A 13,980-nucleotide genomic window follows, 5' to 3' on the forward strand; every position below is an offset into this window, starting at 1 on the left:
TATCACTAAACTTGCTTTATCACGGTTTAATTTTATTAGTTTTACTGTACTACCTACTGTTGTAGGCAGTGGTATTTTGCCCCTTCAATAATAAGCATGGCTTCGTTATCTTTACTCCAAAACAACACATTTTTATTTATGTATTTATTACCTGAGGCGCTTTTTTCTCGGCTAAGTTGATAGGTATTATTATTAAGTGTTAGTGCTGCTGTTTGCTCATTGATAACGCTAAGCGTGGCTTCTTTTTGATTACATAGATAACGAGTGTTAATTGTGGGCTCATTACAAGCAGATAAGCCTAATACACTTAATGCGATTATCAGCAGCGCTTTCATTTATATCTCCAGTGCAAACAGCAAGTAATTATCGATATTTGCGTATTAATTTTAATCAGCATAGCAAAGCAAAATTAACCGTTGGTGAAAATGCGGCTTTAAGTTATGTTAATAATATTATTTTTAAGCTAGGTATTTATATGGCAGGTACTAATCTTTTAACCTTATTAGACGACATTACTGTGCTACTAGATGATATTGCAACTATGAGTAAAGTTGCTACAAAAAAAACAGCGGGTGTATTAGGTGATGACTTAGCGCTTAATGCTCAACAAGTTACCGGTGTAGCTGCAGAGCGTGAGCTACCTGTGGTGTGGGCGGTAGCAAAAGGATCGTTTTTAAATAAAGCAATATTAGTACCTGCGGCGTTATTAATAAGTGTGTGGTTACCTTGGTTAATTACGCCTTTATTAATGTTAGGTGGATTATTTTTATGTTTTGAGGGCGCAGAAAAAGTATTTGCCAAGTTTTTGCCTCATGATGATAAAAGCGAAAGTGAGGGCGACAAATTAGACCTAGTAGAATACGAGAAGCAAAAAGTTAAAGGTGCGATTAGAACCGACTTTATACTTTCTGCTGAGATCATAGTAATTACGCTTGGCACAGTTGCAGCTGCTACATTAATAAATCAGGCATTGGTATTGTGTGTTATTGCCATAATTATGACTATTGGCGTTTATGGCTTAGTTGCAGGAATTGTGAAGCTTGATGATGCAGGTCTATATTTACTTAATCAATCTAAGCTATCGGCTAATAAATTTAAAGAAATACTAGGCAAAGGGTTGTTAGCGGCAGCACCACGGCTTATGCAGTTTTTAGCATTTGCGGGTACAGTTGCAATGTTTTTAGTGGGCGGCGGCATTTTAGTGCATGGCATTAAAGCTTTGCATCATATTCAAATAGCGGTAACCAATTATGGGCAAACAATTGTAGGTACTACAGGTGAAGTGCTGGCACCACTTATATTTGATGGCTTATTAGGTGTTATAGCAGGCTTAGTTGTTGTGCTTGGGCATTTAGCTTATTTAAAAATATTCAAAAAATAGCGCTAATTCACAGCTTACAATTATTGCCTGTTTAACAACCGTATAGTTAAATAAGCCCATACAGTTAAATGTGTATGGGCTGTATTAATTAAAAGCTAAATTGTGCTGCTAAGCGTACGCTCGCGCCTTCACCTATGGTTACATTATTTAAACCACCGCCTGCTAGGTAGTTTGTATCAAATAAGTTTTCAATATTTAGGCGTAAGTTAACGTCGGTATTGTTTAAGTTTATTTTATACGTTGCACCCACATCTACGCGGGTGTAGGCATCTTTAGTAACGGTATTGGCATTGTCGGCAAAGCGTTCGCCTTCGTAAAATGCACCTGCGTTTAATGCAATTACGTCGTTTAATTCATAACGCGTCCAAAGTGATGCAGACCATTTAGGGGCATCGGTAGGGCGCTTACCTTGCAATGTTGCGTCGCGCTCGTAGTTGGCATCTAAGTACATAGTTGATGCCATTACAAATAAGCGATCAGTTGCTGCACCTTGCGCCGCTAATTCAAAGCCTTTATGGCGCTGCTCGCCAGCTTGAGTAGTGATGCTGGTTATATTATCAACAGGGTTTACAAGATCTTCGCTCACTAAAGTGCCTGTTTTGCTAATATCAAATAATGCGCCACTGAGCATTAATCGATCGTCAAACAGCTGCCATTTAATACCAATTTCTTTTTGCTCAGAGGTAATCGCATCGAGCTTCATGCCATTATTAACATCGTTTGTATTTACTAGCGTTTCGTTTTGCGGCTCAAAACCTTCAGAGTAACTAGCGTAAATAGTGGCCGAGGCATTAGGGTGATATAGCACACCCACTTTAGGAACAAACGATTCATTATTACTATTTTCTTTACTTTGCTTGTCGTAACGACCGCCTAAAGATAACTGCCATTCTGGTGAGAACGAAATGAGATCTTGCATGTAAATACCGTAATAGTCATAAGCAGATGAGCTAACAGTGTCATCTGTTTTATAGCTTATAGCTGGGCGAAATGGTTCGTTTTGCCCGGCGCTAAAGTCAAATGATTCGGCATTAGTTTTTAATTGGCCATAATAATAATCAAGCGAATTTGCGCCAATTAAAAATTGGTGCTGAATACCAAAGGTTTCAAATTCACCAATAAAGTCAACAAAGGCGGTTTTAAACTGCCAATCATCAAAACGATCGTAAGGGCGTGACGCGTAGCTATCACCTTCGATAAAGTTACTTGGTTTACGAGGTGCTGACTCAAAGCGTTGACGCTCAAATGTTTGCTCGTTGTAACCAAGTTTTACTTGCCAGTTTTCGGTTAAAAACACTTCTAGGTCAACACCTAGGTTTTCTACCGTTATATCTGTAAACGCCCAAGACATATCGCGAATTGTTTTATCGTCGCCAATTACATTGGCATTACTATCAATCCAGGCACCCGTATCTAAACCGGCTTCGTCATCTGTGCGGTCGTAATGTACGCGTACTAAGGCGTTATCGCTAATATCGTAATCAACAATTAATGCACCTAAAAAGCGATCGCGTTCACGGTTTTCACCATTTTGGTATTCACGCCAATAATCAACATCTTGCTTTACTAAAATACCGCGAGCACGTAAATCTTCCGACTCAGTAAGTGCACCGCCCGCATCCAGCATAAAGCGAGTTGAACCATGTTGATCAACATCGGCACTGGCTTTAAATAATGTTTGTGACGTGGGTTTTTTAGTGACCATATTAACCAAGCCACCAGGACCCGATTGGCCATATAAAATACTTGATGGGCCTTTAATAACTTCAACTTGTTGTAATATTTCGATAGGTTGTTGGTAGTGCGACCAGTGCTGATGGCCGTCACGCAAGTAACCTGTAGATGAACTCAGTTCAAACCCACGTAAATTAAATACTTCACGGTTACGTTGCTTTGAACCTGGCGTTAAGCTGGCATCGTTAGTAAGTACTTCACCTAACGTAGTTGCGAGTTGTTCATTTACTATGGTGTCGGTAATAACGGTAACCGACTGTGCGGTATCAAGTAACGAAGCTGACGTTCTCATTGCGCCATTAGCATTGTCTACTTTATAGTCATTAAAATAACTTCCTTTTACTTCTATATGTTCTATATCTGTTGCGTTTGCATAAACACTCGCAGTAGTACTTGCTAGCAGTGCGATAAAAAGTGGGCTTAGTTTCATTAGTTGTTTCCGGGTTGATAGTATTAATGCTGAGTTAATCTTAATGAAAACCAGTATCATTTGCAATGCCTTTTAGTGTGTTTTTTTATAATGCTTAATGGTTGCCAATTAGGAATTCTGCTATTATTAGCAGCATATTGAGTGGGGCTTTTCCCCATGTTATTTTTTTGTATTGGGATTTACTGTGACCACAACTGCTTTTTCATCTTTGGCTTTACCTTCTGGGTTAGTTGATAACTTATCAACACTCGGCTACACCCACATGACACCTGTTCAGGCGCAAAGTTTACCGCCAGTACTGGCTGGAAAAGACATTATTGCTCAAGCAAAAACGGGGTCAGGTAAAACTGCGGCGTTTAGCTTAGGCGTATTGGCTAAATTAAACGTAAAACGTTTTCGTATTCAATCTTTAGTATTGTGCCCAACACGTGAGTTGGCAGAGCAAGTAGCTGTAGAAATGCGCAAATTAGCGCGTGGCATCCATAATATTAAAATACTTACTTTATGTGGTGGTGTATCAATTGGTCCACAAATTGGCTCACTTGAACATGGCGCACATATTATTGTTGGTACACCGGGGCGAGTTGACGATCATATTCGTAAAGGTACTTTGCGTTTAGATGATGTAGAAACGCTCGTATTAGATGAAGCCGACCAAATGCTAGATATGGGTTTTCAAGATACCTTAGATGCAATTATTGAGCGTATTCCTACTAACCGCCAAACATTACTATTTAGCGCTACGTTTCCACGTGCAATAGAAGCTGTTGCAAAGCGTGTGCTTAGCAATCCAGTAATGGTTAAGGTAGAAGAAGAGCAAGCTAAAAGCACTATTAAGCAATACTTCTATAAAATGGATAACAATAAACAACGTTACCCAACACTTAAATTATTGCTGCTTAAATTTACCCCGCAAAGCTGTGTCGTGTTTTGTAATACTAAAGTAGAAACACAGCAATTGTGTGATGATTTAGTTGATGAAGGCTTTAGTGCGGTATCTTTACATGGTGATTTAGAGCAGCGTGATCGTGAGCGTACGTTAATTCATTTTTCTAATAAAAGTGCATCAATACTAGTGGCAACCGATGTGGCCGCGCGTGGTTTAGACATTGACGATATGGATATGGTGATTAACTATCACTTAGCTCACGACACACAAACACATGTGCATCGTATTGGTCGTACCGGTCGAGCGGGTAAAAAGGGTATTGCATGCTCTATTTATGGTGAGGCAGAAGCATTTAAAATTGCACAAATTGGTGACCATTATGAGCGCGATGTGATCCCAGAGCCAATGCCATCGTTTAGCTTATTAGAAAAACCACCATACAAACCAGAAATGGTAACCTTAATGCTTGATTCTGGTAAAAAGCAAAAAGTACGCGCAGGTGATATTTTAGGTGCACTTACCGGTAAAGACGGTATTGCGGGGCGTCAAGTTGGTAAAATAAACGTACTCGACAACGTTGCGTTTGTTGCCGTAGAGCGTAATTCTTCAAAACCGGCACTGCGTAAATTAACCGAAGGCAATATTAAAGGCCGTAAAATACGCGCTCGTCGCCTTACGTGCTAATAGTGTATTGAATAACTAATTCAATAATTACTAATCTACTGAGCAGCTTGCCCTAAGCTGCTCATATTCACCCTTTAACTGTTTAAATTTTTCTGCATTACCAACTGCTTTATCAGGGTGACACTGTAACGCCAGTTGCCGCCAACGCTTTTGTACTTCTTTTAGCGTGCTTTGCTGAGATAGTTGCCACTTTATTAATAGCTGTTTATGAGTGTCTAGATCTATTATTTGTGCAGATTTACTGTGTTTGGTAAAACGCTGCCAAAACTGGGTTAAAAGAGTATTGATTTCGGCGCTAGAGGTTTCAAAGTTTTGCCAATCAAGGTAGTAGTCTCGTAGCGGATCGGTATTTTTTATGAGGGTGTTACTGGCTGTGGTAATAAGTTGTATTTGTAAACCACTAATAAGGAGTTGCTGCTTAGGCATAATTTGCTGCTGTAGCTGATAAAGCGCGTTCATAATTAAAAAGTTACGTTTGAATAAATCACGATCAGGGGCAACATCAAGCGTGTTAATCATTTTACGTTGTTGTAATTCTGCTGCTAAAGTATGTACCATCCATACTTTCTTTTGCAAAAGTAACTCAAAAATCTCATCTATCAGTGGGTTAAGCATTGTTTACAATCTAGTTATTAGTGTATCTTGGGTAAATTATCATAGCTTTTGCTGCTAACCAAATTCCAAGGAAAATTATGCTGGATCAATTTAAGCGCCTATTATTTATTTGCTTTATTATTGTACTGGGCATTTTTTCTCAAAAAGGTAATGCACAGCAACAAACAATACTTTTTGAACAATTTAAACTGACCAATGAATGGTCAGAAAAACAACTGTTAGCAACCGAGTTACTTACTACACAACTTTCAAACCAACAAGTAGTTGTTATTTATTCTAGTCTAGCTGAGCTTGCATTTGAGCAAACTAATTATACTCAAGCATTACATTACTATCAGCTACTAGAGCAAGAAAGTACATTTGAAAAATTGCCAGAGTTACACTTTAGAGCAGTTAAAATGCAAGGTGTAGTACAATATTTTCAAGGTTTATTGCAACAAGCCATTATTAATTATAACCGCGCTTTAAACTTAGCTGTCCACTTAAAGAGCCCATTAAAACAAGCTAATTTATTAAGTAATATTGGTTTGGCATATTTTAATATGCATAGCTTAGACCTTGCTTTAGATTATTATCAACAAGCAAAAGCCCTTTATGAAAAAGAAGGAAGCGCAAAAGACAAGGCTGATATACTTCATAATATTGCCGGAATATACATTCGTTTATCTCGTTATGATTCGGCACGAGAAATCTACCGTGAAGTGCTAGATGTGTTTCAGCAGCTAGGCGATGAAGAAGGTATAGCTCGTGTTCATGGCAACATGGGAGTTGCCTATACTGAGTCTGGTCAGAATCAATTAGCACTACATTATTACCAATTAGCTTTACGCTATTATAAAAGTATAAAAGATGCTTATCAATTGTCAGTTCAGCATACTAACTTAGCAAATATAAACTTAAAATTAGATGAACTGGATGCAGCTTTGTATCATGCTAAGGCCGCTCAAAAATATGCTCAGCAAATTGATAATCAATCATTACTGTTAGCTTCGTTACAAGTTTTAGCGAAAGTGCAATTAGTGATGGGTGATATAGATACCGCTAAACAAAACTTAGAACAATCAATAATACTGGCCAATCAATATAAAGATCAATTACGCGTGAAAGATGGCTTAGGTTTAGAGGCATTATTAAGTGCGGGGGCCGGCGATTACAGGCGAGCGATTCAGTTATATCAACAATTTGAAGACTATCAACGTAGCATGACCAGCGAAGAAGTTATGAAGGCGCTAAGCGCATTTCAGTCTCAGTTCCAGTCAAATCAGTTAAATCAAGAAATTAATCAGCTTAAGCAAGAACGTAGCTTACAAGAATTAAAAATTGCAAAACGTTCACAGTTAACTATTTTGCTTAGCATTGTGGCAATTCTTATTTTAATTACAGTTATTGCAATTTATCGTCGCAGAATAGAAAGTAATGCAAAATTACAATTAACAGAGCAAGTAGAGCAACGCACGTTAGAATTACAAACAGTGGCGCAAGAGTTGCGCGAAGCAAACGATGTTAAAAGTCAGTTTTTAGCAAATATAAGTCATGAAATTCGCACTCCACTTACCGCTATTTTGGGTCAAACCGACGACTTAATTAATGGTTTGTATGAGCCTGAGCAGTTACAAGATGAGCTCAAAGTTATTCAGCGTCAAAGCGATCATTTAAAAAGTTTAATTAATGATGTGCTCGATTTAAGTAAAATAGAAGCAAATCGATTGGAGCTGTCTATTTCTTGTTTTGATATTATACAAGTGCTGAATGACATACATGGGATGTTTAGCGTACAAGCAAAAGCCAAAAACTTATCCTTGGTATTTGACAACCAACTCGGTAATGAACTGTATACCAGGCTTGATTTAACCCGAGTAAAGCAAATATTAATAAACCTGTGTGCTAATGCAATTAAGTTTACTCACAGTGGCCAAGTTACGATTGTGGCCAATAATACCGAGCAAGGGCTAGTGCTTACGGTAAAAGATACCGGAATAGGTATGAATACAGCGCAGCTAAAGCTTATTTTTGAATGTTTTAGCCAAGCAGATAATAGTATTAGCCGTCGTTTTGGTGGTACTGGTTTGGGACTTAGTTTGTCACAACAACTAGCTGCCATGATGGGGGGATATATTAGTGTGCAAAGCGAATTTAAAAAAGGCAGTCAATTCTCATTCTTTGTACCGTGCGTACCAGTAGATAAAAGCGAATGTGCAGTTACAGCTAAAGACAATATAAATGGTGACTATAAAGCGCTAAGCGCTAAAGTGTTACTTGCTGAGGATCATGACGATAATCGCAGATTAATAAGCCGTTATTTACGCGCCATGGGACTTGACGTTATTGCAGTTGAAAATGGCGAGCAAGCTGTAGAGCAATGTTTAAAAGAGTATCCTGATTTTGTGCTGTTGGATATTCAAATGCCTATTATGGATGGCATTACTGCTTTTGAGTTGCTCAGGCAGTGCGGTTATGAGCAGCCAATATTTGCCTTAACGGCCAATGCAATGAGCCATGAGATCGAGCAGTATTTAGCACTTGGTTTTACTGATTACTTAGCTAAACCAATTGATAAAGAGAAGTTTTATAGCACTATAGCTGAGCATATCGCATCAATAAAAAATGAGCAAAACAGCACAAGCGTAAATATAGATATGAGTGACTTAGTGACTAGTTTCAAACAAAGCTTATCAATAGAAAGTGAGTTAATTAGCCAGCACTTTAATAGTGGCGACTTTGTTGCGTTACAAAAAGATAGCCATCGTATTTTAGGGGCAGCACAAATGTTTAAGTTGTGCGATATTGCAGACGCTGCAAAAGCGTTAGATGATGCGTGTAAAAGCCCAGAAGAAGTACAAAAAATTGCAGTGTTAGTTGATAAATTACAAGCCTTATTTTTGCACTACAATGAGCATGGTTAAAGCGGTACAGCGCTACTTTTTTGCAGGCAAATAAAAACGCCTAATAATTGATATTCAATTGTTAGGCGTTTTTTTATAAGCTTTAAAACTTATATGGAATTACTGACGTTTCATCGAATCAAAAAACTCATCGTTGGTTTTGCTCATCGATAATTTATCAATTAAAAATTCCATTGCGTCAATTTCTGACATGTCATGAACAATTTTACGCAAAATCCACAGCTTTTGTAGCTCATCTGGTTTTGTGAGTAATTCTTCACGGCGAGTGCCTGAGCGGTTAAAGTCGATAGCTGGGAATACACGTCGCTCCGCAATTTTACGGTTAAGATGTAGTTCCATGTTACCAGTACCTTTAAACTCTTCGTAGATAACTTCATCCATTTTAGAGCCGGTATCAATAAGCGCAGTAGCAATAATTGTTAAGCTGCCGCCTTCTTCAACATTACGTGCAGCACCAAAAAAACGTTTCGGTTTATGGAGTGCGTTTGCATCAACACCACCGGTAAGTACTTTACCAGATGATGGAATAACGGTGTTGTAAGCACGGGCTAAACGTGTGATTGAGTCAAGTAAGATAACAACATCTTTTTTATGCTCTACTAAACGTTTTGCTTTTTCGATAACCATTTCGGCTACTTGTACGTGGCGAGAAGCAGGTTCATCAAATGTTGATGCAATTACTTCGCCTTTTACAAGACGCTGCATTTCGGTTACTTCTTCCGGACGCTCATCAATTAGTAATACCATTAATGTTGCATCTGGGTGATTGTGAGTAATCGATTGCGCAATATTTTGTAGTAGCATGGTTTTACCCGCTTTTGGCGGTGCTACTAATAAACCACGTTGACCACGACCAATAGGAGAGGCTAAATCAAGTACTCGGGCTGTAATATCTTCTTTACTACCGTTACCGCGTTCCATACGAAAACGTTCGTTTGCATGCAGTGGTGTTAGGTTTTCAAAAAGAATTTTAGTGCGAGAGTTTTCAGGTTTATCAAAGTTAACTTCATTTACTTTAAGTAAAGCAAAGTAACGCTCACCGTCTTTAGGTGGACGAATAAGGCCTGAGATTGAATCGCCAGTACGCATACTAAAACGGCGAATCTGGCTAGGTGAAACATAAATGTCATCTGGGCCAGCTAAGTAAGAGGCTTCTGATGATCTTAAAAAGCCAAAACCATCTTGCAAAATTTCTAATACACCGCCACCGAAGATATTCTCTCCGCCTTTGGCATGTGATTTTAAAATAGCAAAAATGATATCTTGCTTTCTTAAGCGGGCTACGTTTTCGAGCCCCATGGACTCAGCTAAGTCTACAAGCTCTTTTATAGATTTGTCTTTTAGTTCGCGTAAATGCATATTGGTGGGTTCTTTATTACAGTTGTCATACTCAAAATCGCTTTGTTTGATCGTTGAGTGAGGTTTGTTGAATATAACTAAGGATTAGTTGGCTTTATAAACTAGCAGCTCATTGACACAGCGTCCAGTGTTTATACAAAAAAATAATAAAAAAAGGGCATTAAGCCCTTTTTTTATTGTTTAAATTTAAAGATTGTTTTCTAAAAACTCGATTAATTGAGTTTTTGAAAGTGCGCCAACTTTAGTTGCAGCAACTTGGCCATCTTTAAAAAGAAGTAATGTAGGGATACCACGAATACCAAATTTAGGCGGTGTACCCGCATTTTGATCGATATTAAGTTTAGCTATGGTAACGCGACCATCAAATTCCTCAGCAACTTCACTAAGGATAGGGGCGATCATTTTACAAGGTCCGCACCACTCAGCCCAAAAGTCTACTAGTACAGGCTTGTCTGATTGTAATACGTCAGCTTCAAAGCTATCGTCAGTAATTTGGATTATTTTCTCGCTCATTGCGCTCTCCGGTTTAGTTAGGCGAAATATTTAGTGCGTATTTAAACACTCTTGTTTCTTATTGCAAGTTTAAACGTTATGCTTAAACGCTATGACTAAGACACATTTGACCGATAAAAAGTTTTCAGACTTTGCTATTGCACCGGAAGTGGTTGCCGGTTTAACCGAAAGTGGGTTTGAATATTGCACACCCATTCAAGCTAAATGCCTACCTTTTATTTGTGAGGGTCGCGATATCGCAGGCCAAGCACAAACAGGTACAGGCAAAACGTTGGCGTTTTTAACTGCCACGTGCCATCGGTTATTACAATCTAGCAAAGCCCCTAGTAAACATCCAAGAGCCCTGATCATGGCCCCTACAAGGGAGCTGGCGATTCAGATACACAAAGATGCAAAAATTTTAGCGCCGCACTGTAATCTTAACTTAGGTTTAGTATATGGTGGCGAAGATTACGAAAAACAACGTGCACAACTAGAAAAAGGCGTTGATATTTTAATTGGTACTACAGGTCGTTTAATTGATCTGTATAAGCAAGGCTGTTACACCCTTAATGAAATTGAGGTAGTCGTGCTTGACGAAGCAGATCGTATGTTTGATTTGGGCTTTATCAAAGATATTCGTTATATGTTCCACCGTATGCCAGATACATCAAAGCGTTTAAATTTATTATTCTCTGCAACGCTATCGTATCGTGTACAAGAACTTGCGTTTGAACATATGACCAATCCTGAGCACGTACAAATTGAACCAGACGTAAAAACCGGTAAACGCATTCAAGAAGAGCTATTTCATCCTTCACAAGAAGATAAAATTAAGCTGCTGCTGACGTTAATTGAAGAAGAGTGGCCTGAAAAAGCCATTATCTTTGCTAACACTAAGCATAGTTGTGAAACCGTATATGCCTGGTTAAAAGCCGATGGACATCGGGTTGGCATGCTTACCGGTGACGTAAATCAGAAAAAACGTCAATCAATTTTAGCTGAGTTTAGTAAAGGCGACTTAGACTTTTTAGTGGCAACAGATGTTGCAGCACGTGGTCTACATATTCCTGAAGTAAGCCATGTATTTAATTTTGATTTACCAGATGATTGCGAAGATTACGTACACCGTATTGGCCGTACAGCCCGCGCTGGCGCGTCTGGTCACGCTATTAGTTTTGCATGCGAACAATATGCTTATAACTTGCATGAAATAGAAGAGTATATAGATCACAGTATTCCTTTATCACATTACGATAAAACAGCATTACTGGATGATTTAACTAAACCTACTATTCATAGAAAGCGTAACTTTTCTACAGGCCCACGTAATCGCAGTAACAACAGCGGACGTCGCCCAAATAATAGTTATCAAAAAGGACGGTCATAAACGACCGTTAGTTTAACTGTAATAGTAATTAGAGGTTTTTGAACGGTGGGGCAACTTAAACCGCAAAAAAATGTATATGCAGTTATTGATTTAGGTTCAAATAGCTTTCATATGCTTATTGCTAAATCAATAGCTGGCGGCCTGCAAACCATAGGTCGTGTTAAACGCAAAGTAAGGTTAGCTGCAGGGCTTGATATAGACAATGTATTAAGCTCAGAAGCAATGCATAGAGGATGGGAGTGCCTAGCGTTATTTGCTGAGCGCTTACAAGACATCCCTAAACAAAATATCACTATAGTTGCCACCGCCACATTACGTTTAGCTAGTAATGCTGATGTATTTAAAGCGCAAGCAGAAAAAATCCTCGGTCATAAAGTTAATGTCATTAGCGGCGAACTAGAAGCGCGCACTATATATAAAGGCGTTGCTCATACCTCATCTTGTACCGGTAGTCAGCTTGTTATCGATATTGGTGGTGCTAGCACTGAAGTGATTATTGGTAAGAACTTTGATGCATTACTTTACAAAAGCCTGAACATCGGGTGTGTTACCTACCTAGAGCGCTATTTTAAAGATTGCAAATTAAGCAATGCAAACTTTAACACCGCAATAAAAGCCGCACGTACTGTCATTGATGAAATTGCATCAGAGTATAAAGTTAAAGGCTGGCAAATAGCCTCAGGTGCTTCGGGTACAGTACAAGCAATTCAAGAAATCATGATAGCGCAAAACCTAGATGAGCTATTAACCCTTGAAAAACTCTACACTATCAAAAAGCAATCAATCGCTTATAAAACGATTGCCGCATTAGACCTACCAGGGCTAAGTGAAGATCGCCGTTTAGTATTTGTATCAGGGCTTGCCATTTTAATTGCATTATTTGAATCGCTCGAGATCGAAAAAATGGGATTAGCAGGTGGAGCACTGCGTGAGGGTGTTTTATACAGCATGCTACCAGAGCTGCATAATAGCGATATTCGTAAACGTACAATCGATGGCTTTATCGATCGTTACCATGTTGATCAAAAGCAAGCTAGCCGCGTCGCCAGTCTCGTATTAAACTTAGCATCAGAAGTAAATGAAAGCTGGCCAATAAAAGCACTTAATGGGTTGCCTTTATTAACGGCAGTTGCACAGCTTCATGAAATTGGTTTATTGATAGAGTATAAGCAGTATCACAAACACAGTGCTTATATTTTAAAAAATACTGAAATGCCAGGTTTTTCGCAGTCAGAGCATAAAGTCATTGTTGCGGTAGCTAAAGGGCATCGCTCTGATCTTCAAAAAGGCTATTTTGATTCTCTTGGTGCAAATAGTGTACTTGCGCAGTATTTAGTAAGACTAATACGTATAGCTGTCATTTTATGTATGCGTCGCCAAGATGATGTACTCCCTGAGTTTGCGATAACTGTTAAAGACGATGTCTTAAATCTGCAGTTTGAAAATGACTGGTTGAAAAACCATCCATTAATGGCAAGCGAGCTGCAACAAGAATCTAAGCAGCAAGCGAAACTTGGCTGGAAGCTCATAGTAAATTAACTAAACAGGCCCATAAGGGCCTTTTTAGTGTTTAAAATAACCACTTGGTTTAAATATCAAGCGAACAGCGTTTTATTTTAAGTTTTCTTTAAAAAACGCTTGCGTAAAACTGGCTGCGCCCTATAATGCGACCCCACTGAGACGGCAGACAGCAACGCTTAGCGAGGCAAGAGTCAATCAGTGAGTCGAGTAAAACTTAAATTTAGATTTTTATAAAGTTTACATTTAAGTGTTGACAAAAAAATAGGAAAGCGTAATATGCGCAGCCCTAGCGAAATAAAGTTTTACTTTATTTCCGCAACGTTCTTTAACAATATAAAGCAATCATCTGTGTGGGCACTCGTACAGATTGAGTTCTAACAGCCAATCTACTTAGGTAGCGAGGCAAACAAATTAGAGTCTCAATTGAAAACTGAGTGACCAACAGAAGTAACTTATTTATAAGTTGCTTCGGCACAGTCAATTCAATATCGAAAGATATTAAAATAAATTCAGAATTCATTGAGCTGTCGAAAGACATAAAACTTTTTAATTGAAGAGTTTGATCATGGCTCAGATTGAACG

General features: G+C 38.6%; 10 protein-coding genes. 5 read left to right on the forward strand and 5 right to left on the reverse strand.

Annotated elements, in window-relative coordinates:
• Positions 1-53: 53 nt before the first annotated feature.
• On the reverse strand, positions 54-335 hold the full coding sequence (locus AAEY55_RS11055; protein WP_182677599.1) for an MliC family protein: 282 nt from the start codon (positions 333-335) through the stop codon (positions 54-56).
• A 140-nt stretch (positions 336-475) separates the two neighbouring features.
• Here AAEY55_RS11055 and AAEY55_RS11060 point away from each other — a divergent pair, with 140 nt between their 5' ends.
• Positions 476-1,381 carry a DUF808 domain-containing protein gene (locus AAEY55_RS11060; protein WP_011326834.1) on the forward strand — a complete coding sequence of 302 codons (906 nt, stop codon included), beginning with the start codon at positions 476-478 and terminating at the stop codon, positions 1,379-1,381.
• Between the two features lie 88 nt (positions 1,382-1,469).
• On the opposite strand, the gene AAEY55_RS11065 is transcribed toward AAEY55_RS11060, so the two are convergent.
• Positions 1,470-3,545: a TonB-dependent siderophore receptor gene (locus tag AAEY55_RS11065; protein WP_011326835.1), complete on the reverse strand. Its 2,076-nt coding sequence runs from the start codon at positions 3,543-3,545 to the stop codon at positions 1,470-1,472.
• Positions 3,546-3,729: 184 nt separating this feature from the next.
• Here AAEY55_RS11065 and dbpA point away from each other — a divergent pair, with 184 nt between their 5' ends.
• Positions 3,730-5,118, forward strand: coding sequence for an ATP-dependent RNA helicase DbpA (gene dbpA, locus AAEY55_RS11070; RefSeq protein WP_011326836.1), 1,389 nt, complete (start codon positions 3,730-3,732; stop codon positions 5,116-5,118).
• A gap of 30 nt (positions 5,119-5,148) precedes the next feature.
• Here dbpA and AAEY55_RS11075 read toward each other — a convergent pair whose 3' ends face one another.
• Entirely contained in the window at positions 5,149-5,733 is a 585-nt protein-coding gene (locus AAEY55_RS11075; RefSeq protein ID WP_182677597.1) for a DNA-J related domain-containing protein, read from the reverse strand.
• Positions 5,734-5,810: 77 nt separating this feature from the next.
• On the opposite strand from AAEY55_RS11075, the gene AAEY55_RS11080 reads away from it, so the two are divergent.
• On the forward strand, positions 5,811-8,636 hold the full coding sequence (locus tag AAEY55_RS11080; protein WP_350551291.1) for a tetratricopeptide repeat protein: 2,826 nt from the start codon (positions 5,811-5,813) through the stop codon (positions 8,634-8,636).
• A gap of 99 nt (positions 8,637-8,735) precedes the next feature.
• On the opposite strand, the gene rho is transcribed toward AAEY55_RS11080, so the two are convergent.
• Both rho and trxA read right to left on the reverse strand, forming a co-directional pair.
• Positions 8,736-9,995, reverse strand: a complete 1,260-nt coding sequence (gene rho / locus AAEY55_RS11085; protein WP_011326839.1) for a transcription termination factor Rho — start codon at positions 9,993-9,995, stop codon at positions 8,736-8,738.
• Between the two features lie 186 nt (positions 9,996-10,181).
• Complete coding sequence (gene trxA, locus AAEY55_RS11090; RefSeq protein ID WP_011326840.1) at positions 10,182-10,508, reverse strand: thioredoxin TrxA; 327 nt, start codon at positions 10,506-10,508, stop codon at positions 10,182-10,184.
• A gap of 91 nt (positions 10,509-10,599) precedes the next feature.
• Here trxA and rhlB point away from each other — a divergent pair, with 91 nt between their 5' ends.
• Both rhlB and gppA read left to right on the forward strand, forming a co-directional pair.
• Positions 10,600-11,877 carry an ATP-dependent RNA helicase RhlB gene (rhlB, locus tag AAEY55_RS11095; protein ID WP_041454311.1) on the forward strand — a complete coding sequence of 426 codons (1,278 nt, stop codon included), beginning with the start codon at positions 10,600-10,602 and terminating at the stop codon, positions 11,875-11,877.
• Between the two features lie 45 nt (positions 11,878-11,922).
• Complete coding sequence (gene gppA, locus AAEY55_RS11100; protein WP_011326842.1) at positions 11,923-13,416, forward strand: guanosine-5'-triphosphate,3'-diphosphate diphosphatase; 1,494 nt, start codon at positions 11,923-11,925, stop codon at positions 13,414-13,416.
• Positions 13,417-13,980 lie beyond the last annotated feature (564 nt).

The sequence above is a fragment of the Pseudoalteromonas sp. 120-MNA-CIBAN-0494 genome (assembly GCF_040308885.1).
GTDB classification, from domain to species: Bacteria; Pseudomonadota; Gammaproteobacteria; order Enterobacterales; family Alteromonadaceae; genus Pseudoalteromonas; species Pseudoalteromonas nigrifaciens.